The sequence below is a fragment of the Streptomyces rapamycinicus NRRL 5491 genome, from assembly GCF_024298965.1.
Lineage (GTDB): Bacteria > Actinomycetota > Actinomycetes > Streptomycetales > Streptomycetaceae > Streptomyces > Streptomyces rapamycinicus.
The window spans coordinates 11,422,019-11,447,911 of the sequence record NZ_CP085193.1 but is presented as its reverse complement, the minus strand read 5'-3'; the positions used below and the strand labels follow the sequence as shown (position 1 = coordinate 11,447,911).

Here is a 25,893-nt window from a genome sequence, read left to right as displayed (position 1 = left end):
AAATCCCGTACGACCACAAGGAGTTCTCCGATGACCGTGGGAGCCGTCTCATGACCGTCCGTTCCGCCTGGCATCTGCCCACCGGCCAGACCCGTGAGGACACCCGGCTGGCCGTCAGCCTCGGCATGGCGTCCGCCGGACCGCTGCTGACCCGGGCGGGATGCGTGTTCGGCGGGCTGCAGCTCACCGGCACCACCGCCACCGGTATGCAGGCCAAGCTCTCCCCGGGCCAGGTGTGGATCCCGGGCACCTCCACCGGATCGCAGGGCGGCTATCCGGTCACCGTCGACTCCGACACCCTGCTGACCGTCGCCGACGGGCACTCCAGCCTGGCCCGTGTGGACGCGCTCGTCGTACGGGTCTACGACACCGACTACGACGGCTCCGGCAAGTACGAGGCCGCCCTGGAACTCCTCCAGGGCACCCCGGCCGGCTCCCCCACCGCCCCGGCCGTGCCCAAGAGCGCGGAGCTTCTCTACGAGATCGCCGTCCCCGCCGGGGCGTCCGCCGCCAAGGGCATCACCTGGGCCTCCGCCATCACCGACCGCCGCCGCTACACCGCGGCGCTCGGCGGCATCGTCCCCGCCGCGGGCGGCGCGCCGCACAACGGGGCGTATGCCGGGCAGTACCGCGACGCGGGCGGCCGGCTGGAGCGCTGGGACGGCACCCAGTGGACGAAGTACATTCCGGACACCGTGCTCCGGCACACGGCGGACTGGGGAGCCACCACCGCCGCCACCTATCAGGAGATGCTCACCGACACCGTCGCCACGCTCACCGCCACCTTCACCGCCCCGGCGTCCCGGTGGGTGTCCCTCACCTTCGGCGCCTTCACGGCCGCGGACGGGGACGCCACCGCGTACATCTCGTTCCGGCTCAGGACGCAGAGCGGCACCGAGGTGCTCGCCCCGGCCGACGACCGGGCGGCGGCCCTCTTCGGCGCCGGGCGGGCCTCGATCTCCACCTGTTTCCCGGTGGGGAACCTCACCCCCGGCGCCGTCTACACGGCGACGGCCACGTACCGTTCCTCGATCGCGGGGACGCGTGTGCACTTCGACAACCGCTTCGTCCGCGTGGACCCGGTGGCGTGAGGCGCCGTGGACGCCCGCTACCGCGCCGTCTTCACCGACCTGCGCACCGACCAGGCCATCGACGTACTGCCCCTGCGAGAGGTGGAGTACGACGACTACCTCGGCAAGCCGGGATCCCTGACCGCGACCATCCCGGTGCCCGACACCCGGATGGCCCGACGCGTCCGGGAGTTGGTGGAGGGGCGCACCGCCGTCTACCTGGAACGGGGTGACGAGGTCTGCTGGGGTGGCATCGTCTGGACGCTGACCCCGGCCACGGACGACCGGGGCCTCACCACCGTCGGGCTTCAGGCGGCCACCTTCGACTCCTACGCGGGCCGTCGCTACATCCGCGCGAACCTGAGCTTCACCGCGCTCGACCACCTGGAGATCGTCCACCGGCTGTGGGACTACATGCAGGGGTCCGAGGGCGGTCACATCGGTGTGGAGTACGAGCCGACGGGCCCCACCGCGGCCCGTACGGTGGCCTACAGCGATGGTGACGAGACCCTGGTGGAGGAGGCCATCGCGCAACTCGCGGCGATGGAACCGGGGTTCGAGCACCGGATCGCGGTGTACCGGGATCCGGTGACCGGGCGGCGGGTCAAGCTGCTCCAGCTGGGCTCTCCGACGATCCGGGTGGGCAGCCAGCCGGTGATGCTGGATCTGCCGGGCGATGTGCTCTCGTACTCCTTCCCCCGCGACGCCACGCGCGGCGGGACGACCGCGCGGGCCAGGGGCGGCACCCCGGAGGGCGGGGCGGGCGGCCCGGCGATGTCCGGGGAACAGGTGGCCGAGGATCTCCTCGCGGCCGGGTTCCCCCGTCTGGACACCTCGTCCGACCACAGCAATGTCACCGACAAGGCGACGCTCGACGCGTTCGCCCGGTCCGAACTCGCCGCCCTGCGCGGCACGGTGGTCATCCCCTCGGTGCGGATCCGCCTCGGCTCGGGCACCACCCCCGCGCTGCTCGGCACCGCCGTGCGGCTGCGCATCAAGGACGTGTGGTTCTCCGAGGGGCTGGACGCCCGCTACCGCGTCGTCGGCATCAAGGTCACCGCCCCGGAGCGGGGACGTCCGGAGACCGCCGACCTGTATCTGGAGGAGGCAGACTGATGGCGAACCTGCCCGAGGACATCGTGGACCGGATCAGGGCCCTGGAACGTCAGGTGCACCGGCTCACCACCTACGTCAACAGCAAGCCCGGCGGGACGCCGACGGCCCTGGCCGCCACCGAGCCGCCGCCACCGCCGCAGGCCCGGGCCCAGGCCCAGGCCCAGGCCCAGACCCAGGAGACCTCCGGGGAGGAGCCGCCGCGGCCCGACGGCACGGCGCCGGGCCCCTGACACCAGGTCCCGGCGGGGCGCGTCCGGTCCCGGCGGGGTGGCTCAACCGCCGTCCGGGCCGGTCACCATGTCGTGGTAGGGGTCCTTGGGCGCGGGGACACGCCGTACGGCGGTGGCGTCCAGGGCGGGGCTCGCACCGTCCGTGCCCACCTTTCCGGTGGGATGCCAGGTGCCGGTGACGGTCACCCAGGCGTCGGCGGGCGGCGCCGATGCCCCGTGCACCCGCACCTTGCGCACCTGGGCGTCGGCGGCGCAGCAGCTGATGACGAGGCGGCTGACGTACCAGGTGCCGTGGCGCCCTGGCGTGACGAAGCCGGTGAGCCGGACGATATGGCCCTTGAGGGTGCCGTCGGTGTCCCAGACCGCGCGGGAGCTGAAGTCGTTCAGCGTCATCGGCACCACACCGGTGTCCGGCAGGGCCGGGAAGAGGCTGTCGCCGCTGTCGCCCGAGGAGGGGGCTTGGGGGGCCTTCGCCTCGTCACGGGAGGCGGTGTACGAGCCGAGTACGGGCGGCGCCAGGAAGAGGATGGTCAGGGCCGGTACGTACAGCAGCCAGGCGACCTTCGGGCCGCCCGCGTGACTGTGACCGTGGCCGTCCGCGTGGCCGCGTCCGTGGCCGTCGCCCTCGCTCTGGTCGCCGTCGTGGCCCTGGTCACCGTCCGTACGGGGGCGGTTGAACGGGAAACCGTCGCGGGCGGCGCTCACCGCGCCGAGCGCGATCAGCAGTATCCCGGAGGCGATGAGCGCGGGCCGCAGCCCCGGGCGCACATAGCGCAGATACAGATCGGTCAGCAGGGAGATGTGCAGCAGACCGACCCCGAGGAAGAGGAGCAGCAGCACCTGGACGTTGCGCTTCACAGCAGCCACCACCCCACCAGCCCGCTGCACAGCACCGCAACCACCCAGGTGGCCGACGAGAAGCGCACCGCGAACGCGCGCCCGAAGGTGCCGGACTGCAGGGCGATGAGCTTCAGGTCCACCATCGGGCCGACCACCATGAAGGCGAGCCGGGCGGTGGGCGAGAACCCGCTGAGCGAGGCGGCGACGAACGCGTCGGCCTCCGAGCAGACCGCGAGGACCACCGCGAGCAGCCCCAGCATGGGCAGCGAGAGCCACGGGGAGTCGGAGAAGAGCCGCAGTACGGAGTGCGGCACCGCGACGTTGAACGTGGCGGCGGCCGCCGCGCCGACCACGAGGAAGCCCCCGGCGTGCAGGAAGTCATGCTGGAGCGAGAGCCGGAACTCCTCCGCGCGGCTCACGCCGGGCGTGTGCCCGACCGGTCCCTTCGGCAGCCGCAGCCACTCCTCGCGGCCCGCCCGGATCCACAGCCAGCCCATGGCGACGGAGGTCAGCAGCGAGGCGATCAGACGGGCGGCGACCATCCAGGGGTTGCCGGGGAACGCCACATAGGTCGCGACCAGCACGATCGGGTTGATGGCCGGGGCCGACAGCAGGAAGGCCAGCGCCGCCGCCGGGGCCACCCCGCGCCGCATCAGACTGCCGGCCACCGGCACCGAAGCACATTCGCACCCCGGCAGCACCGCCCCGGCGGCACCGGCCACGGGTACGGCGAGCGCCGGGTTGCGCGGAAGCACCCGGGTGAACACCCACGCCGGTACGAACGCGCTGATGGTGGCCGACACCACCGTGCCCAGCAGCAGAAACGGCACGCCCTGGATGACGATCGCGGTGAACACCGTGCGCCACGCGGCCACCGCACGGTCGTCCAGCGCGGCGGTGATGTCCGGTCTCAGGGCGATGGCGACACCGCCGAGCAGCACCACCGGCAGCCCCGCGACCAGGGCCATGGTGCTGACGCGCGCGGCCGTGCGCAGCCCTCCGGGCGGGCGTGGCCCTCCGGCCGTGCGCGGCCGTCTGGCCCCCTCGGTCTCGGCTTCGCCGTGCATCACCCCTCCCCCGGGCCCCGGAGCGGGACCCGGGGGCCACCTTAACGGGGGCCGGAACGGGCGGAGTCATCACACCGGGCCACCACCCGATAGGCGTTGGACATCTTGCCGAGCCCCGCCAGCGGTTTGAGCAGCAGGCGGTCGAGGGTGGTCGCGACCACGAGGGCGGGCACGCCCGCCAGCAGGATCGCGCAGCGCAGCAGCCAGCGGAGCCGGCCGGGCGGTTTGGCGAGGGCGGGGGCGTCATCGGGCGGGGCGATCGCGTTGAGCGTCAGCCAGACGGCACCGAGCAGATCGACGGTGTCCGAAGGCCCGCGGTGCTGTTCGTCGGTCACGGTGAAGCCCAGCGCGGTCAGCTCCTCGCGGAGGTTGGCCACCGGAAGGAAGTGCAGATGCTGGGGCTGGAGCCACGGTAGCCAGAACCGGCCGAAGAGGCGGCCGAACCAGCACTCCGGGTCGGGCACCTCGATCAGCAGATGGCCGCCGGGCCGCAGGGCGCGGCGGGCGGCGCGGAGTTCGGTGCGGGGGTCCGTGCTGTGCTCCAGGTAGTGGAACATGCTCACCACGTCGTAGCTCCCGGCCAGCCGCTCCTCGGCCAGTTCGGGGAAGCTGCCGCGGATGGCCCGGTCGACGCGGCCCGTGCGCTCGGCCAGTTCGACACCGGCGGTGAAGTCGAGTCCGTCGAAGCGGGTGCCGGGGAAGACGGTACGGGCCACCTCGGGGAAGTGGCCGTGTCCCGTGCCGACATCGAGCCAGGTCTCCGGGGGCGCGGCGGAGGGCTCCTGGAACATCGCGCGCCGCCGGTACACCTTGTCGCGGCCGGAGAAGACGTTGCCGAGCTCGATCTCCCCCATCCCGTCGTAGAAGTCGCGGTAGTAGAACTCCAGCCCGTCGTCGTTCAGCCGTGGATTCTGGAAGACATGGCGGCAGTCGCGGCATCTGTCGAGCCGGAAGCGGCCGGGTTTGCTCTGGTACCGGTCCTTGGTGCGCAGCCGCCGCACCAGCCGCGTGGAGCCGCACCACGGGCAGTCCGTGCGGCGGGGTTCGAAGAACCGCTCGGTGCCCCGCGCCAGATCGGCCTGGTAGCGGGGGCGCAGCGCGGCGACGGTCTCGGCGCGGGACGGCTTCTCCGGTGCGCGGGGCAGGGCACTCTCTCGGCTCATCGTTCCCCTTCCGGGTTCGCGGTGGCGTGGCCGGCGGTGCTCGCGGTGGCGTGAGGGGCGATCGCTGTGGGACGGGTAGCGGCGCCCGCGGTGGCCAGCCGCTCCAGGTGGGTGGCGGCCGCGGTGGCACCGCCCGCCGCGCGGAAGGACGCGCTCACGCGCTCGGCCGCGGCGCGGTAGCGCGGTTCGTCCAGCACGGCGTCGAGCGCCTCGCCGATGGCGGCGGCCCGCGCCCTGCCGAAGCGCACCCGGATGCCCGCGCCCGCGTCCACCACCTGGGCGGCTACCACTGGCTGGTCGTCCCGGATGGGCGCCACGACGAGCGGTACGCCGTGCCAGAGGGTTTCGCAGACGGTGTTGTGGCCCGCGTGGCACACGACCGCGTTCACCCTTCGCAGTAGGGGGAGTTGCGGGACGTAGCGGAGCGCCAGGACGTCGTTGTCGGCCGGGGTCACGGGCCTGATCTGGATGTCCCTGGCGGCCCGGGTGAGTACATCGTCGGGGTCGACGACGACAGTCTGAAAACGACCGGCCCGCGCCCGTACGGCCTCCAGGCACTCCGCGAGGAAGCGCGCCCCGGCGTCGGTGTTCGCGGTGCCGAGTGTGATGAGGACGGCGGGGCGCGTGGCGTCCAGCCACTCCCAGGGGAAGTCCGTCGTGGCCGGTCGCTCGGCGATCGACGGGCCCACGTAGTGGATGCGGTCGCCCGCCCGGGCCGGTCGTCCGGCCAGTTCCTCGGTGGTGAAGGCCAGGACGAGATCCGGTGAGAACCGGGGATCGGCCGTGCCGTCCGAGTCGCCGATCCGGCCCCGCACCTCGTGCAGCAGCCCATCCAGCCAGGCGTCGATCTTGGGCATCCCGTCCAGCGCGCCGGTGAACTCCGCCGAGGTGGTGGCGGACGTCGCCCAGCGCACCCCCAGTCGTTCGGCCACCAGGGCACCCGCCACGGTCTGCTGGTCGGCGATCACCACATCGGGGCGGAACTCCCCGATGGCCTTGGCCACGTCCGGAGCCATGGCCTCGGCGAGCGGCACCAGGAACCGCTCCCACAGGAATTTCAGCGCCGCGGGACCGCGTACGTCCGGTGGACGGCCCGCCCCGCCCTCGCCCAGCACCGGCCCGGCGCAGCGATGGACCGTCGTCCCCCGGCCGGTCAGCCGCTCGACGACCTCGGGCATCCCGGCCCAGGCCACCTGGTGTCCCCGTGCGGTGAGTTCGGCCGCGACGCCGACGGTGGGGTTGACGTGGCCGACGAGCGGCGGCACGACGAAGAGAAAGCGGCGTGGTGTGCGGGATGAGGCCTCCGGGGCTCTGCTCGGTTGGCTCATCGGGCATCGGCCTCCAGGGCCGCCGCGGTGCCGGTGGGCGTACGGCGCTCGTGTTCACCCTCGTGTTCACGCTCGTCGATCCACGACAGCAGCAGTTCGCGGATGCGCGTGGGCGCCTCGGCGAGGACCGAGTGGCCCTGCCCCGGCAGGACGACGGTCCGGGTGGCGGGCAGCACCGACTCCAACCACCGCTCCTCCCCGGCGAGTTCGGAATCGGCGCCGTAGACGGCCAGCACCGGGCAGCGCACCGCGCGGACCTGCTCCTCGCTCACCACCCGGCTCGCCGGTACGTCCTCGGCGATGGTGGTCGTACGGACCAGACGGGCGGCCGACTTGGCCAGCCGTGCGGTGTGGGCGCCCCGGTGGGCGCTCACCCAGGCCAGCGACTCGGCCTCGTGGACGACGAGTTCCTCCTCGACACGCCGGAGGATCCCGCTGATCTCGGTCAGCCAGCTCTCGGTGGCGGGCTTCGCCTCGATGACCGCGATACCGGCCACCCGCTCCGGACGGCGCATGGCGTAGGCGAACGCCACCGTTCCGCCGAAGCAGTTGCCCACGAGATGGACCGGACCGGTGATGTCCAGCCGGTCGAGCAGCCGCTCCAGATCGGTGACGAAGGTGTCCAGCCGGTACCCGGAGCCGGGGCGCTCGCTGCGGCCGTGTCCCCGCTGGTCGTACATCACCACCTCAAGCCCGGCGGCGGCGAGGTCCGGGGCCACCGTGAAGTACCAGCTGGCGAGGGAGTCGGTGAGCAGGCCGTGGATGAGCACGGCGGTGGCGGTGGGCGGACGGCCGTCGGGCGGGGACAGCCGCTGGACATGCAGTCGGACGCCGTCCGTCCCGGTATGTGGGCCGTCGTGGTCGGTGGCGTGGTCGGTGTCGATCATCGCCATCGGTCAGCGCTCCCGGGCGGCCCTGAGGCACCGGACGACATACTCGACGAGCTGTCCCACGGTGAGGTCGATGATCTCGTCGAGCTCGAGTCCGGCCACGAACTCGGCGAAGTTGACCTGTCTGCCGTACCGGGCCTCCAGGCTCCCGGCCAGTGCCACCAGGTCGATGCTCTCCAGCTCCAGATCCTCGGTGAAGCGGGTCTCCATGGTGACCTCGATATCGTCGAGGCCGTATTCGTCGAGCATCGTCCGGAGCATCCCGGATATCTCCGCGAGCACGGCCGGTGCGTCGGCTGGTGCGCCGGCCGGTGCCTCGGCCGGTGCGTCGGCGGCTGGTGACGGGGCGGTCTGATTGGCGGTGGTCACTGATCGCTCTCCTCGTCCTGTTCCTGTTGGTCCGGGCCGGTCGTCCAGGCCACGGCGTAGTCCCGGTCCGGCAGTCCGGGCGGGTTGGCGATGGTGATGGTGTGGACTTCGTAGCGGCGCGGGGGCTGTCCGGGAGCGGTGGTGGCCGCCGCCTCGACGATGAGCCGGGCCGGTGGCGCGCCGGGGCGGTCCGCACCGGGCCGTACCTCGGCGATGGTCAGGTCCCGTGGCCGGTCGCGGAGACGCGTGCCCTCCGCTGTGGCGACCGCTTCCTTCGCGGCCCGGAAGGCGGCGGCCCAGCGGGCACGTGCCCCACCGTTCGCGGCCGTGACGGCGGCGAGGAGTTCGCGCTCCGGCCGGGCGAGGGCGACGGCCACGTCATCGTGGTCGGTGACCTCTTCGAGGGCGATCCCGGGGCCCGCGGCGCCGTTCGCGTGGCGCGGTACCACGAGGGCGACCCCGGTCTCGGCCCGGTGTGCCAGCGAGAGGGCGAGTTCGGGGAGGGTCCGGCCGTGCACGCCGATGGCGTACGGGCGCCCCTGGGCGTCCTCGCGGATCCCGATCTCGGCGGGGAAGACCGGGCCTTCACCGTGGTCCCAGAGCCATCGTCGTACGGCGTCCTTGGCCGCGATCCTGCCCAGCAGCCACTGTCTGCGGCCGCGTGGCGGCTGGTGTTCATAGCCGGTTCGCTCGTCGCCGCCCAGGTGGTTACGCATGATCAGGTCGCGCGAGGCCAGGTCCGGCCAGCGCTCGTGGAGCAGCACCCAGCCGCCCGGCTGGGGCCGGGACAGCGTGTTGCGCTGCGGGAAGCGCTCCACGGGCCGGGTCTCGGGGTGGTTGTCGAACCGGCGGTCCTGCCAGCCGGACAGCTCCGCCCACACCTCGCCGCCGATCAGCAGCTGCGCGTCGGCCTCGAGCGCGGTGTCGGTCAGCGAGGTGATCCTGATCAGGCACTCCACGGGTGTGCCGGGGGCCGGATGCGGTCCGAAGAAGCGCATCAGACGCATGCCGATGGGGAAGACCACGGTCCGTTCGGTGCGGGTCGCCATGATCCAGTAGCCGAGGAGCTGTCCGACGTTGTCCAGCAGCGCTCCGGGCGCGGGGGGTGTGGTGATCGTGCCGCGAATGTGCGATGCGCCGATCGCGGTGAGTTCGGTGAGCCCCTGGAAGGCCGGGCCGTGGAACATCCAGCGCTCGGCGTAGATGAGCTGTGCGGTGTGGTCCGGGGTGCGCTCGGTGGCGGGATCGACGCTCCAGGGCGTGGGGCGGGTGTCGGAGTGGCGGTCGGCCACTTCCACGGTGGCGCGGGCGCCGCGCCCGAAGGTGACGGTGTGGTGGGCCGTCCCTGAGGTGCGGGTCGCGGTGACCTGGACGGTGGTGGGTGGTGACGCCGTCACCCACTGGTCGAAGCGGGCGCCGTGCACGGCGACGGCCACGGTGTTGCCGCCCGCCGTGCGTTCCGCCGTGTCCATGAGGTGCTGGACGATCGTGGTGGCCGGAACCACGGGCCAGCGGTCCGGCTCATCGGGCCAGCCGGGGCGTTGGGGGAAGAAGCAGTGGTCGCGGAGGTAGGGCATGGTCTCGGTGGAGACCCGCAGATCGTGGGTGCGGGGGGCCGGTGGGCGGCTTGCCGCGATGACCGCTGTCGCGGTGGCGGCGGTCTCGCTGAGCAGGGCGTCGAGTTCGGCTCCCCATGCGGTGTGCGGGCGCGCTGCGTGAGACGAGTTCGCCGTTGCCGGGTGCGGGTGGGGTGGTGCCCACCCGTTCCGCCCCGCAGAACGATTGCCCACCACATGGAGTACTTCCTCGCGCAACTCCTTCAGGCGCGGCTCGCTGAGCGAGACCAGCGAACCGGTCAGGTCCAGCCGCACCGCGGGAAGCGCCGATCTCGTGCCCGAGGCTTCACGTGGCAGCGCGGGATCCACCTCCGCCCCCTCCGCCCACAGCGCCGCGGCCACGCGCCGAAGTTGGGACACGCCGTCCCGGTGGGGCGAGTTGGCGGCCACCACCAGGTGGTCACGCCCCTGCAGCGTGTCACCGATGAGCGACCCCAACTGCCCCGTACCGACCTGGACGAACGCACGGAACCCCGCCTCGTACAGCGCTTCCGTCAGCAGCCGGAAGCGCACCGGCTCCAGCAGATGCCGGATGAACAGCTCGCGCACCTCCACCTCGGTCGCCGGATACGGTGCGGCGGTCGTCCCGGACCAGACGGGGACCCTGGGCGGCAGCAGCAGCTCGAAGCGTTCCGTGACGGCTCGGATGGGGTCGAGGTAGGGCGCCAGCATCGGGGTGTGGAAGCCGGATTGGAAGGGCAGGACCTGCGCGATCACGCCCTCGGCGCGCATGTCCCGGACGAACTCCCCGACATCGTCGCGCGGTCCGCACACCATCGACTGGCTGGGCGCGTTGTCGTGCGAGAGCACGATCCGGCCGTCCGCCCGCCCGGTGAGCGCGTCGGACACCCGCCGCGCGCCCGCGCCGAGGACGGCGAAGGCCAGACCGGGCACCCGCAGCGCGTCCGGGTCGAAGGAGTCGAGGAAGGCATCGACCTCCTCGCCCGCGTAGAGGCCGCCCACGACCAGCGCGGTCCACTCCCCCACGCTGTGTCCGGCCACCGCGTCCGGTACGGCCCCCATCCGCCGCAGCGCCGCGTCCAACAGCCGCCCGACGCCGAAGACGCCGACGCCATGGCGGCCGATGTCGCCCACGCGCGCCGCCGCGCCGAAGCGGTCCCCGGCGGGCCGGGAGAGCCCGAAGTACTCCGCGACACCGTCGACACGGGGGACGAACTCGGCTTCGAGACCGGGGAAGACGAAGGCGAGTTTCCCCCTCGGCGCCGGCCCCGCGCCGAGCAGTGGCGCGGGGGTGAACCAGATGTCGTTGCGGCCCCGCCACGGGCGGCCCTTGGCCACCATGCGCCGGGCGAGCGCGAGCCGTTTGGCGGTGGGCTCGACAATGCCCAGCCGGGTACGGGCGTCCCGCCCCGTCACCGTCGCCCGTACGGTCGTGTCGTCCGCCGCCAGCAGTCCGGCCAGCCGCTCCGGGGTGTCCGCCGCCAGCGCCAGCACTCGCTCCGGTTCGATGACGAGGGTCGTGGCGCGCCGCTTCTCCGGCACCCGCGGCGGCTGCTCCAGCACCACGTGGGCGTTGATCCCGCCGAAGCCGAAGGCGTTGACGGCGGCGCGCCGTACGGGCGCGTCCCACGACTCGGCCGCGTCGAGCACCGAGAAGCGGGTGGCCGCGAGCGCCGGATGGGGGTCGTCGCAGTGCAGGGTGGGCAGCAGCCGGCCGTGGTGGACCGCGAGGGCGGCCTTCACCAGGCCCGCGACACCGGCGGCGGGCATGGTGTGACCGATCATCGACTTCACCGAGCCGATGACGGCCGTCTCCCCGGGCGTGCCACCGGGGCCGAACACCTCAGCCAGCGTGGCGAGTTCGGCCGTGTCCCCGGTGGGCGTGGCGGTGCCGTGCGCCTCCAGCAGCCCGATGGCGCCCGGCTCGCGCGGATCGAGTCCCGTGGCCCGCCACGCCTGCCGTACGGCACGGGTCTGACCGCCCGGGTCCGGGTTGACCAGACCGGTGGCACGGCCGTCGGACGTCACGCCGGTGCCCCGGATCACCGCGTAGACGCGGTCGCCGTCGCGCAGTGCGTCGGCGAGCCGTTTGAGGACGACCACACCGGTGCCCTCGCCGATCAGCAGACCGTCGGCCGCACGGTGGAAGGGCCGGATCCGCTGGCTCGGCGACAGCGCGCGCAGCTGCGAGAAGACGCTCCACAGGGTGATGTCGTGGCAGTGGTGCACCCCGCCCGCGAGCATCACATCGCACCGCCCCGAGGCCAGCTCCCCCACCGCCTGGTCGACGGCGACGAGCGAGGAGGCGCAGGCCGCGTCCACGGTGTACGCGGGGCCGCGCAGATCGAGCCGGTTGGCGATGCGCGAGGCGGCGAGGTTGGGCACCAGACCGATGGCCGCCTCGGGCCGGTCGGGGCCGAGACGTTCGGTGAACGCCTCACGTACGCGGTCGAGTTGGCCGGGCCCGAGGTCGGGCAGCAGCTCGCCGAGGGTCCGTACGAGCTGGTGGGCGGTGCGCACCCGCTGGTCGAGCCGGACCAGCCCGGGGGTGAGATAGCCGCCCCGGCCCAGCACCACGCCCACCCGCTGCCGCTCGGGCAGCCGGTCCTCGCCGCCCGCGTCGGCGATGGCCGCCGCCGCGACACCCAGGGCGATCAGCTGGTCGGGTTCGGTGCCGGACACCGAGTTCGGCATGATCCCGAACCGGGCGGCCTCGACCCGGGCGAACTCGTCGACGAATCCGCCCCGTCGGCAGTACACCCGGTCGGGCGCCGCCGGCGTGTCGCCACCGCCGTCCGGGGCGTAGAAACCGGTGTCCCACCGGCCCTCCGGGACGTCACTGATCGCGTCCACGCCACCGACCAGGTTGCGCCAGTACGTGTCCAGGTCGGGCGAGCCGGGCAGCACCACGGACATCCCGACGATGGCCACCGGCGGCTGCCGGTGCGGCTGCTCGTCCGTCACGCTCACCAGCCCGAGGCGGTGTAGACGACGGACCCCGTGGACTCGTCGCCCCAGGCCAGCTCGCGCAGCAGCGCCAGCGTGCCCTCCTCGGGGTCGATGAGCGAGATGCCGCGCCGGGCGTACTCACGGCCGAGCTCCGGTGTGACCATCCCGCCGTGGGCTCCGTCGGGTGCCCAGGGACCCCAGTGCACGGTCAGCGCCCGGCGGCCGGTGCGGTCCCGCCATCGCGCGCCGAGGGTCTCCATCGCGTCGTTGGCCGCCGCGTAGTCCACTTGGCCGCGGTTGCCGAGCACGGCGGCGATGCTGCCGAACAACACGGCGAACGCCGGGGGTTCGGGCAGTTCGGCCAGCGCGTCCAGCAGCGTCCTGGCGCCCTCCACCTTGGTGCCGTACACCCGCTGGAAGGACTCGGCGGACTTCTCCGCGATCAGCCGGTCCTCGATCACACCGGCCCCGTAGACCACACCGTCCAGCCGTCCGTGGTCGGCGTGGATCTGCTTCACCGCCTGGAGCACCGCTTCGGCGTCGCGGACATCCACCGAGCGATAGCGGACCCGGGCGCCGAGCGCGGTCAACTCCTCGACGGTGGCGGCCACTTCGCGCCGCGCCAGGATCCGGGCGGCCTCCCGCTGGATCTCGGCGGGCCCCAGCCCGCCCCGGGCCGCGAGCGCCGCGCGCAGGGCCGTCTCGTCGCGGGCCCCGGCCGTGGCCGGGTCCTCGGGGCCCACGGGCTCCGGCGTACGGCCGAGCAGCTCGATCCGGCAGCGGGCGGCGGACGCGAGGGCGGCGGCGAACCGCGCGGTGATGCCCCGCGCCCCACCGGCCAACGCCACCACCGCGTCCCGGTCCAGCCCGAGCGCCTCGGCCTCCGCCGCGCCGCCCCCGGCGGGCCCGGCACCCGAACCGGCGAGCGCGCCCAGCGGGGCCTCCACGAGGTCCAGCCGGTGGCGCCGCCCTCCCTCGGTGCGCACGACGACGGGCGTACGGTCCGGGGCGAGCAACTCGTCGAGCAGCCCGTCGGCCAGGGCGTCGGCGGATCCGGCCGCGTGAGCGGACCCGGCCGCGTCGGGGGATCCAGCCGCCTCGGCGAGTCCGGTCGCCTCAGCTGGGAACTCCACCAGCCGGGTGACCGTGTCCGGGTACTCCCTGGCCATCGTACGGAACACCCCGCGCAGCCCGGCCGTGCGCGCGGCGAGCGGGTCGGCGCGGCGCGGCGCCAGCAGCCACTGGGGGGCGCGCCGCAGCGCCGACTGGACGACCGTGAACGCCTCGGGCAGCACCGGCGAACCGGAGGCGGCCAGCGGATCGAGCAGCAGCACACCGTCCACCCGGCCGTCGTCCTCGGTGAGCTGATGACCGGCGGGGAGGATGACGGCCTCGGCACTGCGCTCGCCGAGGCGCGCGGCCACCGCTTCGGCCACCCCGTCAGCGTCCCCGCCGAGCAGGGCGAAGCGCCTGCCGGTCAGGTCGGGCGGCGCGGCGGCGCCGTCGTCCGGTGCGCCGAGGGGCACGGGCACCAGCCGCATCCGCTTGGGCGCCACGCCGGGCACGGCCACGGACACCGGCCCTGGTTCGGCCACGGGCCCGGCCACCTGCTGAGCCATCGGCACGGCCACCGGCTCCGGCTCAGCGGCCGGTGCGGAGGTCGCGGGGGTCGCGGAGGTCGCGGAGGTCGCGGGCGCGAGACGGGCGGTGAGCCAATCGGTGACGGCGGCGGTGGTACGCGCCTTGGCCAGCTCCTCCAGCTCCTCATCGCCCAAGGTCGCGGTGTCCGCGCCCGCGACGCCGAGCCGCCGCGCCAACTCGCCCGCGATCTCGGCGCGTTTGATCGAGTCGATGCTGAGATCGGCCTCGAGATCGAGGTCCGGTTCGATCATGTCGACCGGATAGCCGGTGCGTTCGCTGATGATTTCGGAGACCGCGCGCAGCACATCGGGCCCGGTGGCGAGCGCGGACGGGGCAGGAGCCACGTCGACCGGGGCCGGGGTCTCCGGGGCGGCGGCCACCGGGGCGAGCTCGGCGGACAGGGACGTGGCCGGGCCGACCGGGGACGGTGGCGCCGCGCGCCGTTCGCCCGGAGCGCTGCCGAAGTAGGTGAGGAGCACATCGCGCTGGGCGGCGATCATCTCCCGGCTGGTCCTCAGGAACTCCGAGATCAGGGCGTCTCTGTCGCCGTACTCACCGCCACCCGTCCGATCCGTCCGGCTCACCGTAGCCTCCATGACACGTCGGGCCGGTGCCAGCGCACCGGGCAGTAGCTCACCGTTCGCGGTGCGGACGAGGTGTCCGTCGACCGTCCAGCCGGGCCGCCTCGGTGGCGGGGCGGATCCCGCCGCCACCGCGTCCCGGCCGTGGAACAGCCAGGCCGTACGCACCGGAACGCCCGCGACGGCCAGCCGGGCGAGGGTGTCCAGAAGCCCCCGCGGTCCGGCGGCGCCGGACCGCCGCCCCTCGCAGGCGAGGGCGAGGTGCGGGCGGCCGTCGAGGATCTCCCCCACCAGCCGGGTGAGCACCGCCCCCGGACCCGCCTCCACGAAGATCCGTGCGCCCGCCTCGTACATGGCCTCGATCTGGGCCATGAAGCGGACCGGCGCGCCTATCTGGGCGGCGAGTTCGGTGCGGATGGCATCCGGCTCCGTGCCGTGCGGGGCGGCGGTGCGGTTCGCCCAGACGGGGAACTCCGCCGCGCGCACCGGATGACGGGCCAGCGCCTCGGCGAACCGCGCACCGGCCCCGGCCACCAGCGGACTGTGGAAGGCGCAGGCCACCGGGATCCGTTTGACGGAGTGCCCGGCCTCCCGCAGCAGCCGCACCGCTTCGTCGACGTCCTGCTGGGGTCCGGAGATCACGGTCTGCCGTGGCGCGTTGTGGTTGGCGGCCACCACGCGCCCGTCGAGTCCGGCGGCGCTCAGCACCGGCTCGACCTCGCCGGGGGCCGCGGTCACGGCCGCCATGGTGCCGGGCTCCTCCCCGGCGGCCTCGGCGGCGCCGAGGATGGCGGCCGCCCGCTCGGCGCTCAGCCGCGGCAGCGTACGGGGGTCGAGGGCGCCCGCGGCGCACAGCGCCACCAGCTCGCCGTAGCTGTGTCCGGCCGCCATGTCGGGCCGTACTCCGGCCGAGGTGAGCAGGGTGTACGCGGCGAGCCCGACGATGCCCAGTGCCGGCTGGGCCACGCGGGTGTCGGTGATCGCGGTGCGCTGTGCCGCCTCCCCGGCCTTGTCGAAGGCCGCGGGGGGATACAGCGCGTCGGCGTAGCCGCGTCCGTGGCGCAGATGGCGCTGGAGCTCGGGGAAGGTGACGAAGGCGTCGGCGAACATCCCGGGCCGCTGGCTGCCCTGCCCGGGGAAGAGGAACGCGACCTTGCCGCGCCCCAGCTCGCCCTCGGCCTCCCCGGGGTCCCCCGCCGCCTCGGGCGCGTCCGGGGCCAGGTACAGCCCGTCCGCTCCGCGCGGCCCCTGGCCCGGCGGATCGCCCGCGAGCACCTGACGTAATCGCGCGGCCAGGTCGTCCAGGTCCGCGGCCACGACGGCCGCCCGGACCGGTTCCCGGCCGGCGTCGGCCCGCCGGGAGGCGGTCAGCGCGAGGTCGCGCAGCCGCCACGGCCGGCCCGCCGCCTCATTGGCCATGAGCTGGTCGAGTGTCTCCTGGACCACCCGCAGCGCCGCCGCCCGGTCGGCCCCGCGGAAGAGGAACAGCTCGGCGGGCCAGTCGTCCAGCCCCCGTGCGGGCGGCGCTCCGCGGCCGTGTGCCGCGAGCACCACATGGAAGTTGGTCCCGCCGAAGCCGAACGCGCTGACCCCGGCCACCCGTTCGGCGGGCGCGGCGGCCCAGGGCCGGGCCCGGGTGTGGAAGGCGAAGGGGCTGCGGTCCGCGTCCCATGCCTCGTTGGGCCGGGTCAGATGGAGGGTCGGCGGTGTGATGCCCGTGTGCAGCGCCATCGCGGCCTTCACCAGCCCGGCGAGGCCCGCGGCGCATTTGGTGTGGCCGATCTGGGACTTCACCGAGCCCAGCGCACACGCCCCGGGGGTGGCCCCCGACTCGGTGAACACCTCGCCCAGGACGGTGAGTTCGGTGCGGTCGCCGACGACCGTACCGGTGCCGTGCGCCTCGATCAGGCCCACGTCGGCGGGCGAGACGCGGGCATTGGCGTAGGCGCGCTCCAGTGCGGCCCGCTGTCCCTCGGGGCGCGGGGCGGTCAGCCCCAGCGAGCGGCCGTCGCTGGAGGATCCGACGCCCTTGATGACGGCGTAGACGCGGTCGCCGTCCCGTTCGGCGTCGGCCAGCCGTTTGAGAACGACGCAGGCGACGCCCTCACCGAGCGCGATCCCGTCGGCCGAGCTGTCGAAGGTCCGGGACCGGCCCGTCGGGGAGAGGGCGTGCACGGAGGAGAAGAGCACATAGTCGTTGATGCCGTTGTGCAGATCGGCTCCGCCGCACAGCACGAGGTCGCTGGTGCCCCCGGTCAGCTCCTTGCAGGCCACGTCCACGGCGGCCAGCGATGACGCGCAGGCCGCGTCCACGGTGTAGTTGGCGCCGCCGAGGTCGAGCCGGTTGGCGATCCGGCCGGAGATGACGTTGGCGAGCATGCCGGGGAAGGAGTCCTCGGTGAGCCGGGGCAGCTGGTCCGCCAGGGCCTGCGGCACCTCGTGGACGTAGGACGGCAGGACGGCGCGCAGCGTCTGGGCGTTGGACAGGTCGCTGCCCGCCTCGGCGCCGAACACCACGGAGGTGCGGGAGCGTTCGAAGGCCCGGCCGCCGTCGCCGGGGTCGCCGTATCCGGCGTCGTCCAGGGCCCGGCGGGCGGCCTCCAGGGCCAGCAGCTGTACGGGTTCGATGCTGCCGAGCGAGGCCGGGGGGATGCCGTAGCGCAGCGGGTCGAAGGGGATGGGCGGCAGAAAGCCGCCCCATTGGGAGGCGGAGGCGCCGTCCTTGTCGCCCGTGTAGTGGACGGCGGGGTCCCAGCGCTCGGCGGGTACCTCGGTGACGGCGTCCACACCGCCCACCACGTTGGCCCAGAACGCGGCGAGGTCGGGTGCCTGCGGAAACATGCACGCCATGCCGACGACGGCCACGTCCAGCGGCGCGGGCGGCTCGGCCGCCGCCGGGGCCGTGGCCACGCCCAGGCGCTCGCACACCGCCTCCGCGCGTGCGGTGAGGAAGTCGGCGGCGCCGGGGCCCACCGCATGGTGCAGTGCGGCGATCGTGGTGGTGGCCGAACGCATCACGGCCACCTGCCCGGCCATGAACATCCCGCCGCTGAGCTGGCCTTCCTCATCCACCGGGGCCAACGCGCCGTCGGGCCCGCGGTCCATGCCCTTGCTGGCGATCCTCAGCCGTCCCACATTCAGCCGCTCCAGCCGCTCCCAGACCTCCCGGTCCGGCAGGCCGTCGTTCCGCAGCCGCTCCTTCACGGTGCCGAAGCTCTCGGTGAAGGGGCTGGGCACGCAGCGTGTGGCATGGCCGGGGGCGGTTTCCAGCAGCACCGTGTGCTCGGCGGCCACCACCCGGCGCTGGAAGAGCGGCTGTACGGCGCCGTGTGCCACCGCCTCCTCGGTGAACAGATACGCGGTGCCCATGAGCGAGCCGACGGCGACGCCGCGCCGGGTGAGCGGGGCCGCGAGCGCGGCCACCATCGCGGCGGAGCGTTCGTCGTGCACTCCCCCGGCGAAGAAGATCTCGACACCCGCGCCGTCGGTGGACTCGGTCCCGCCCGTCCCGCCGACGCCGTCCGTGCCCGCCGTGTGACGCGGGTCGTGTGCGGCCTCGTCGAGGAAGTCCTCGATGACGGCGATCTGGGCCTCCCACAGCGGGAAGCTGTTGCGCGGCCCCACATGGCCGCCGCATTCGGAGCCCTCGAAGACGAACCGCCGGGCCCCGGCCCGGAGGTACTGGCGCAGCAGCCCCGGCGAGGGCACATGCAGAAAGGTGGCGATGCCGTCCCGCTCCAGCGCCTTGGCCTGGGACGGCCGTCCGCCCGCGATGATCGCGTGGCTGGGGCGGACCTCCCGTACGGCCTGGAGCTGGGCGTTTCTGATCTCCTCGGGTGCGAAGCCGAGGACGCCGACGCCCCAGGGGCGTCCGTCCAGCGCGGCCGCGGCCTCCTCCAGGATCGTGCGCGCCTGCTCGCGTCCGGCCAGGGCGAGCGCGATGAACGGCAGTGCTCCCCCGGCGGCGACGGCGGAGGCGAACGCGCCCTGGTCGCTGACCCGGGTCATCGGGCCCTGTGCGAGGGGCAGCCGGGTGCCGAGCCGGGTACTCAGCGGGGCGCCGGGGCGCAGTCCCGAGACGACCGCGGAGCCGTTCCGTGCGGCCTCGTGCGCTGCCTCCCGGACGGCGTCCGTGATGCCCCGGACGGTGCGGCCGACATCCCGCCACCGCTCGGCCAACCGCGTGGCCAGAAAGCCATCCTGACCTATCGCCAGATCGGGTCCGGTATGCGGACCGCGCCCCCGGCGGCGCAGGATCCGGTGTCCGTCGAGGACGGTGGTCTCGGAGCCGTCCATGGAGCGGATGGCGGCGGCGCGGTCCTCCGGGAGCCCCGATTCGGCGAGCAGGGCCAGCTGGGTGTCGAGGACGACCCCGGCCGCGCCGCCGAGCACGGACGCGGCGGCGGTGCTCGGGCCGATGCCGCCGCAGGCCCACACCGGTAAGGACACCCGGGGGTCGGCGAGGAGCCGCTGGAGCAGGACGAAGGTGCCCAGCGGACCGATCCGGCCGCCGCTCTCGCTCCCCCTGGCGATCAGCCCGTGTGCCCCGGCGCGGATGGCTTCGAGCGCCTCGTCCAGGTCGGTGACCTCGGCCAGCACACGGCAGCGGTCGGCAACGGCCTCCACCGGCCAGGGCGAGTCCACGCCGAGCACCACCGTATGCGGACCGGGCAGGCCACCGTGCGAGCCGCCGGTGGGGGCGCCGGTGGGGGCGCCGGTGGGCGGGGCGTCCAGGAGGTCCGCGGGGGTGAGGCGGCAGCCCGCCGCGACCCGCACACCGTACCGGCCGTCGGCCACCCACTCGCCGACGTCCTCCCATGCCTGGAGGGCCGCACGGCCCGTCGTTCCCAGGTCGAGGACGCCGAGTCCGCCCGCGCGGCTGACCGCCGCGGCGAGTCTGGCGTCCGGTTCCCCGAACGGAGTGATGCCGATGACAAGATCGCCTGCGTCCACGGCGGTTGACATGTTTTCTCCAAAATCGCTAGCGCGGCAGGAAATGGAGATAATTCGGGCAAGGCATGTCGAACGTATGGCATGGCAATCCCGCGAAACGGCGCCGACTGAAATTAGCCACGTTATTACTGAAGAGTCAACAAGCAGTCGTTCACGCTCTCGCCGCGACGGGCTGAATCTCGCCAGGCGCGAGGACACGGGCCGCGTCGCCACCTTCTCTCCCCCCTGTTAAACGTTCATATATCTCGTGCGAACGAGATCGTTTTCGAAGGTAGGCCGAGGCGCATGAGTGAACCTTGAATGCGCCTTAACCTGCGCGGACATCGGATCCTCATTTCGCTGTCGCGAATTTCGGCTGCGGAAGGGAGCGGCGGGACGCCCGGCCTGGGGGCAAGCGGCGCGCCCCGCCCTCGGGGAGATCGCAGACGGCTCGGCCTCAGCCGGTTTCCGGAGGAGCCCGGCCTCAGCCCGTTTCCGTCACTTCCCCTGCCTCGGATGTCGTCCCGAGCACCTCCCGGACCTCATCGGCGGCGATGTCCCGCAGCTCCTCGCCGACCAGCAGCCACCGGGTGATGCCGACCGACTCCAGGAACGGCAGATCGTGGCTGGCGACCACGAGCGCGCCCTGGTAGGAATCCAGCGCGCTCGTCAGCTGTCGCACACTGGCCAGGTCGAGGTTGTTGGTCGGCTCGTCGAGCATCAGCAGTTGCGGGGCCGGTGCGGCGAGCATGGTGGCCGCGAGTGCGGCCCGGAAGCGTTCCCCACCGGAGAGGGTGCCCGCCGGCTGCTCCGCTCGTGCCCCCTTGAAGAGGAAGCGCGCGAGCTGGGCACGGATGTGGTTGTCGGTGACACCGGGCGCCCGGCTCGCCACGTTCGCCGCCACGCTCAGCTCGTCGTCCAGCACATCCAGCCGCTGGGGGAGGAACCGCAGCGGTACGTACGTCCTGGCCTCCCCCGACAGCGGGTCGAGTTCGCCGGTGAGGGTGCGCAGCAGTGTCGTCTTGCCGGCTCCGTTGCGCCCGACCAGCGCGATGCGTTCGGGCCCGTGCACATGGAGGGTGGCATCGCGCAACGCGCCGTACACGGGGCGCAGTTCACTCAGGCTGAGCACGGTACGGCCCGCGGGCACGGCGGTGTGCGGCAGGCTCACCCGGATCTCGACGTCGTCGCGGACCGCGTCCGCGGCCTCCTCACGTCGCTCGCGCGCCTCGTGGAGGCGGTCTTCGTGCAGATCGCGGAGCTTGCCCGCCGACTCCTGCGCGGCCCGCTTACGGGCACCGGCGACGATCCTCGGGGCTCGTCGCTCGACGTCCATCTTCTTGCTGTGCCGCTGACGGCGTGCCAGTTTGATATGGGTCTCCTCCAGTTCGCGCTTTTGCCGCCGCACATCCGCCTCCGCGGCCCGCAGCATGCGCGCGGCCGCCTCCTGCTGGGTGGCCAGCGCCTCCTGGTAGGCGGACCAGCCGCCGCCGTACCAGGTCACCGACCCGGACCGCAGTTCGGCGATGCGGTCCACCCGCTCCAGCAGCTCACGGTCGTGGCTGACCACGATCAGCACACCGGAGCGCCAGGAGTCGACGGCGTCGTAGAGCCGGCGCCGCGCGAACAGGTCGAGGTTGTTGGTGGGTTCGTCGAGCAGCAGGACGTCCGGGCGCTCCAGGAGCAGGGCGGCCAGGCGCAGCAGTACGGTCTCCCCGCCGGACAGATGGCCGACGGTGCGGTCCAGTTCGACATCGCCGAGCCCGAGTGAGCCCAGTGTCGCCAGGGCCCGCTCCTCGACGTCCCAGTCGTCGCCGATCGTCTCGAAGTGGGCCTCGTCGACGTCTCCGGCCTCGATGGCGCGCAGCGCGGCGCGCCGCTCGGCGATGCCCAGCGCCTGGTCCACGCGGAGGGTGGTGTCCAGGGTGATGTTCTGCGGAAGGTGGGCGAGGCTGCCACCGACGGTCACCGACCCCTCGGTGGGGCGCAGCCGGCCGGCGATCAACCGCAGCAGGGTGGACTTGCCACTGCCGTTGGTGCCGACGAGACCGGTGCGGCCCCGCCCGATACCGAGCGAGAGCCCGTCGAAGACGGGCGTGCCGTCGGCCCACTGGAAGGACACGGCCGAGCAGGTCACGGAGGCGCTGGGGGTGGTGGATGCTGCCATGGTGTTCTCGCATTCGTAAGCGCTGTGAACAAGGGGCTACGTATGCGAGCACCACGCGGCGACCAAGCCGGGAAATGGGGGGTGCGGCCCTCCGGAGGGTGAGGGACGGCGTATGCACCGAGGTCGCATCCACGCGGGTCACGGGCGGCAGGAAGGCCGACTACGGCGTGACGGGCTACGGCTTGTGCCGTACCGCGCGATGATCGCGAACCTCAGATACGCAACGTCCACCTCTATCGGAGACAACAGGACCCCGGCAGTGTACCCCAGCCGTGGCCTGTGGTGTCGTGGACGCGGCCGGGCGGGGACCACGCTGCCACCTTCCTGCCAACCTTTCCCACTCCCCCGCCGCCTCGTACGGCCGCCGTTACGATCATCCGCGTGACCTGGCGGCGCATCGGCACCGAGGCGCGCCGCCCGTTTCGGATCGCATGGATCATCGGATCAAGGGGCGTGAGAAGTGAACAGCCGGTTAAGCATCGCGGCCGTGTCGGCCGTCTCCCTGGCGGCGCTCCTGGGCGGCGCGACAGTGGCGACGGCGCAGGAGTCCGACCCGGCGCCGAAGTCCTGTGACGGTGTCCGGCTGACCGGCGAGCTCCCCGCTCCGGCGCCCGGCCAGGCCGTTTCGGGGCAGATCACCATTGGCGCCGACTGCAAGCCGGAGCGGGTCTCCGTCCGGCACGGCCCGGCGTCGGCCCGCTCGGCCCGCACCGCGGCCGCTGCCGGGAGCGCCGCCACGGCAGCCACCGCCGCCGGCCATCAGCTGCGTGGCTGGAACGAGATGTACGACTGCTGCAACATCCGGATGACGGGCCTGTACACCGCCTCCTCATGGGACACGGCGAACGGGCGCGTCACCACGGGCGCCACCACGGCCACCCAGGAGTGGAACCGCGAGCCGTGGGACGCCGGTTGGTCGCTCACCTCGCAGAACGCGAAGGACGACTGCGTCACGGACTGCGCCGAGGTCAACTCCGAGGCACACGCCGACTTCGCGTACAAGGGGGTCTTCGACCCGACCGGCGACTGGTACGACAACACCCACCACTCGTATGTCCAGTTGAAGGCGGACGGGACGGCGAGCTGCCGCTTCGATGTGGAGCTGCGGCACACCTTCGTGGGGTGGAACTGGCGGTACGGCTGCGAGTGACCGCTCCGGCGGTGCGATGGCACACGGCGCGGCCCGCCGTGTGCCATCGCCCGTCAGGCGTGGTGCGGGGTCACGACGCCCCGGCGCAGCCGAGCAGTATCCGGGCGAGCTCACGGGGCTGGGAGAACATCGGCCAATGGCCGGTGTCCATCTCGGCCAGCCGCCAGTGCTCGCTCTTCAGCAGCCCGGCCGCGTCGCCCATCGGCTCATCGCCGTCGAGCAGGCACTTGATGTACGTGGCCGGCAGCCCGCCGAGCGGGCGCGCCAGCACGGCGGCCTCGGAGAGCGTGGCACCCGGATGCGGCGTGGAACCGGCCACGAACCGCGCGATCTGCTCGTCGGAGAGCCCCTGGCCCTCGCAGTCGGCCTCGGTCAGGGGCGCCCAGAAGCCGTCGTTCGCGGCCATCGACGCCTCCACCGTGGCCCGGCCGCTGGGCCACGCCGACAGGAACGACTCACCGTCCACCGGAACGTTGGAGTCCACGAACACCACATGGGCCAGCCGGTCACCGATGCGCTCGGCGGCCTGACCGACCGGGATGCCCGCGTAGCTGTGCCCCACCAGGACCACATCGCGCAGCTCTAGGCGCTCGACCTCGCCGACGATGTCCTGGACGTGGGTCTGCTGTCCGGCCGGCACACCCTGTTTATCGGCGAGTCCGGACAGCGTGAGGGCATGGGCGCCGTGTCCGGCCGCCCGTAGCTCCGGCACCACCTCGTCCCATGCCCACGACCCCAGCCACGCACCCGCCACCAGTACGAATTCCGTCATGGCGGCAAGGTAGCGCGGACGTCTGACAACGGGCTCAGGCCGCTGCCGGTGGATCAGAGGACATCGAGGGGTACGGGCCCCGTGGGCGGTGGGAAGGCGCGGTCCAGCGCGGCCAGGTCCTCCGACGTCAGCTCGAGATCCAGCGCGGGGCGGTTCTCCTCGACATGGTCGGCCCGCCCGGCCTTGGGGATCGCCATCACCCCCTGTCGGAGCACCCACGCCAGCATCACCTGAGCGGGGGTCGCGTCAAGGGCCCGTGCGACCTCCCGCAGCGCGCCCGTGCGCGGCAGGCGTCCCTGCTCGATGGGCGAATAGGCCATCAGCGGGATGTCGCGCCGATGGCACCAGGGCATGAGGTCGTACTCCACACCGCGCCGGGTGAGGTTGTAGAGCACCTGATTGACGGCGACACGGTCGCCACCGGGGATGGAGACGAGATCCGTCATATCGGAGGCGTCGAAGTTGCTCACCCCCCAGTGGCGGATCTTGCCGGTCTCGGTGAGTTCGGTGAAGGCTCCGAGGGTCTCCTCCAGCGGGATCCGCCCCCGCCAGTGCAGCAGATACAGGTCCAGCCGGTCCGTGCCGAGGCGCCGCAGGCTGTCCTCGCAGGCCGCGATGGTGCCGCCGCGGTCGGCGTGGCCGGGCAGCACCTTGCTGACCAGGAACACCTCATCGCGGCGTCCGGCGATCGCCTCTCCGACGAGTTCCTCGGAGGCCCCGCTGCCGTACATCTCGGCCGTGTCCACGACGGTCATTCCGAGGTCGAGGCCACGCCGCAGCGCCGCGATCTCATCGGCACGGCGCCGGGGGCGGTCACCGATGTGCCAGGTGCCCTGGCCGAGCAGCGGGATCCGCTCGCCCGAGGACAGCTGGACGGTGTCCGGTGCGCTGGTCATCCTGCCCGCCTCCCTGGTTGTCCGGCTGCCTCCCACGGTAGGCGACGCCACGGGCGATGCGACGTCCGCACCGCGTGGCCCCGGTGGTCCGTCGCGGCGCCTCCGCGCCGAGGGGCGGGCCGAATGTGCCGGCCCGCCCCTGAATGACTCCCCGACTGAATGACTCCCCGACGAGAACCGGGAAATTCCGGCGCCGAGAACTTACGCGGTTTCGGGCCGCCGCGCGGTGGCGATCAGATAACCCAGCTCGGGCATTTCCATGTTCTCGCCCTCGGCGGGCTTCAACTTGTTGAAGACCTCCGGGTCGACCTTGGACGCCAGCTGCTCCATGTTCTGGGCCATGGCCTCACCGAGCCGCCGGACCGACTGCTTGGTGGTGCTTTCGCTGACGTCGAGCAGCTCCGTACAGCGCAGCCCGGCCTGGCGCAGCATCGCCGGGTATGTCTCGAAAGACGCGGGCGGCTGGGTGAGGTACCGCTGGAGAATGTTCTCGATGACCGGCCGCCGCTCCTCGGATATCTCCTCGCGCTCGTAGTTGTCGGTGAGCGCGAGCCGTCCGCCGGGGCGCAGGACTCGGGCCGCCTCCCCGAGCGCCGCCGTGCGGTCGGGCATCTGCATCACGGATTCCAGCATCCAGATGGCGTCGAAGGAGCCGTCGTCGAAGGCCAGGTCCATCGCGTCGCCGTACTGGAAGGTGACCTTGCCGCTCACCCCGGCGGCCTCGGCCAGCTCATTGGCCTTCTCGACCTGCTTACGGCTGACACTGACGCCCACCACCTCGGCACCCGTCTTCTGCGCCAGCCTGATCGCGGGCCCGCCGAAGCCGCAGCCGATGTCCAGGACCCGGGAGCCGGCGCCGATGCGCAGCCGCGCGATCATCATGTCGGTGAGCCGGTCGGCGGCGTCCGCCAGGGTGGTGCTGTCCTCCTGGCTGTTCCAGTAGCCGACATGGATGTTCGGGCCGTACAGCGAGGCGTCGAACATGCCGACCAGCTGGTCGTAGAACTCGCCGACCCGCTCACCGACCGCGCTGACATTGGACGTCATGATGTTTCCTCCCGCAGTAATGGAAAGGTCTTCGGCGACATCAGAAATCCGCGAGCGCCTTCCCCGTTTTTTCTTCCGCGCTTCGAATGAGCGCGAGCCTATCAGGAT

The 25,893-nt window shown here is 73.0% G+C and carries 16 protein-coding genes and 1 pseudogene; 4 read left to right on the top strand and 13 right to left on the bottom strand.

The window, feature by feature from the left end; all coding sequences use genetic code 11:
- Positions 1-50 precede the first annotated feature (50 nt).
- The 3 genes from LIV37_RS47035 to LIV37_RS47025 are packed head-to-tail and all read left to right on the top strand — an operon-like array spanning position 51 to position 2,416.
- Positions 51-1,091 carry a hypothetical protein gene (locus LIV37_RS47035; RefSeq protein WP_020874138.1) on the top strand — a complete coding sequence of 347 codons (1,041 nt, stop codon included), beginning with the start codon at positions 51-53 and terminating at the stop codon, positions 1,089-1,091.
- 6 nt (positions 1,092-1,097) lie between these two features.
- Positions 1,098-2,186, top strand: coding sequence for a hypothetical protein (locus tag LIV37_RS47030; RefSeq protein WP_020874137.1), 1,089 nt, complete (start codon positions 1,098-1,100; stop codon positions 2,184-2,186).
- Complete coding sequence (locus tag LIV37_RS47025; protein WP_020874136.1) at positions 2,186-2,416, top strand: hypothetical protein; 231 nt, start codon at positions 2,186-2,188, stop codon at positions 2,414-2,416. The genes LIV37_RS47030 and LIV37_RS47025 overlap by 1 nt, the downstream gene beginning before the upstream one ends.
- 42 nt (positions 2,417-2,458) lie before the next feature.
- Here LIV37_RS47025 and LIV37_RS47020 read toward each other — a convergent pair whose 3' ends face one another.
- The 10 genes and pseudogenes from LIV37_RS47020 to LIV37_RS52820 all read right to left on the bottom strand — a co-directional run.
- Positions 2,459-3,274: a TIGR03943 family putative permease subunit gene (locus LIV37_RS47020; RefSeq protein ID WP_020874135.1), complete on the bottom strand. Its 816-nt coding sequence runs from the start codon at positions 3,272-3,274 to the stop codon at positions 2,459-2,461.
- On the bottom strand, positions 3,271-4,323 hold the full coding sequence (locus LIV37_RS47015; protein ID WP_020874134.1) for a permease: 1,053 nt from the start codon (positions 4,321-4,323) through the stop codon (positions 3,271-3,273). The genes LIV37_RS47020 and LIV37_RS47015 overlap by 4 nt, the downstream gene beginning before the upstream one ends.
- A 41-nt stretch (positions 4,324-4,364) precedes the next feature.
- Complete coding sequence (locus LIV37_RS47010) at positions 4,365-5,486, bottom strand: class I SAM-dependent methyltransferase (protein ID WP_020874133.1); 1,122 nt, start codon at positions 5,484-5,486, stop codon at positions 4,365-4,367.
- Positions 5,483-6,814 (bottom strand): glycosyltransferase, encoded by a 1,332-nt coding sequence (locus LIV37_RS47005; RefSeq protein WP_020874132.1) that lies wholly within the window; start codon positions 6,812-6,814, stop codon positions 5,483-5,485. The genes LIV37_RS47010 and LIV37_RS47005 overlap by 4 nt, the downstream gene beginning before the upstream one ends.
- A complete protein-coding gene (locus tag LIV37_RS47000; RefSeq protein WP_020874131.1) occupies positions 6,811-7,707 on the bottom strand; it encodes an alpha/beta fold hydrolase in 897 nt (298 codons plus the stop codon). The genes LIV37_RS47005 and LIV37_RS47000 overlap by 4 nt, the downstream gene beginning before the upstream one ends.
- A gap of 3 nt (positions 7,708-7,710) precedes the next feature.
- Positions 7,711-8,073, bottom strand: a complete 363-nt coding sequence (locus LIV37_RS46995) for an acyl carrier protein (protein WP_020874130.1) — start codon at positions 8,071-8,073, stop codon at positions 7,711-7,713.
- A complete protein-coding gene (locus LIV37_RS46990; protein ID WP_121826546.1) occupies positions 8,070-12,620 on the bottom strand; it encodes a type I polyketide synthase in 4,551 nt (1,516 codons plus the stop codon). The genes LIV37_RS46995 and LIV37_RS46990 overlap by 4 nt, the downstream gene beginning before the upstream one ends.
- Positions 12,617-19,786, bottom strand: coding sequence for a type I polyketide synthase (locus tag LIV37_RS46985; protein WP_121826547.1), 7,170 nt, complete (start codon positions 19,784-19,786; stop codon positions 12,617-12,619). Before LIV37_RS46985 ends, LIV37_RS46990 begins: the two co-directional genes overlap by 4 nt.
- Positions 19,787-20,237: 451 nt before the next feature.
- Positions 20,238-21,089, bottom strand: a complete 852-nt coding sequence (locus LIV37_RS52825) for an ATP-binding cassette domain-containing protein (RefSeq protein ID WP_476718420.1) — start codon at positions 21,087-21,089, stop codon at positions 20,238-20,240.
- Positions 21,090-21,308: 219 nt separating this feature from the next.
- Positions 21,309-21,920, bottom strand: a pseudogene (locus LIV37_RS52820) (ATP-binding cassette domain-containing protein); the annotation flags it as partial.
- A 460-nt stretch (positions 21,921-22,380) separates the two neighbouring features.
- Between LIV37_RS52820 and LIV37_RS46975 the strand changes: the two are divergent.
- Positions 22,381-23,070 carry a hypothetical protein gene (locus LIV37_RS46975; protein ID WP_121826548.1) on the top strand — a complete coding sequence of 230 codons (690 nt, stop codon included), beginning with the start codon at positions 22,381-22,383 and terminating at the stop codon, positions 23,068-23,070.
- Between the two features lie 70 nt (positions 23,071-23,140).
- On the opposite strand, the gene LIV37_RS46970 is transcribed toward LIV37_RS46975, so the two are convergent.
- The 3 genes from LIV37_RS46970 to LIV37_RS46960 form a co-directional block, all read right to left on the bottom strand.
- Positions 23,141-23,842: an alpha/beta fold hydrolase gene (locus tag LIV37_RS46970; RefSeq protein WP_020874125.1), complete on the bottom strand. Its 702-nt coding sequence runs from the start codon at positions 23,840-23,842 to the stop codon at positions 23,141-23,143.
- A 53-nt stretch (positions 23,843-23,895) separates the two neighbouring features.
- A complete protein-coding gene (locus LIV37_RS46965) occupies positions 23,896-24,738 on the bottom strand; it encodes an aldo/keto reductase (RefSeq protein WP_020874124.1) in 843 nt (280 codons plus the stop codon).
- A 201-nt stretch (positions 24,739-24,939) separates the two neighbouring features.
- Positions 24,940-25,785 carry an SAM-dependent methyltransferase gene (locus tag LIV37_RS46960; protein WP_020874123.1) on the bottom strand — a complete coding sequence of 282 codons (846 nt, stop codon included), beginning with the start codon at positions 25,783-25,785 and terminating at the stop codon, positions 24,940-24,942.
- Between the last annotated feature and the right edge of the window lie 108 nt (positions 25,786-25,893).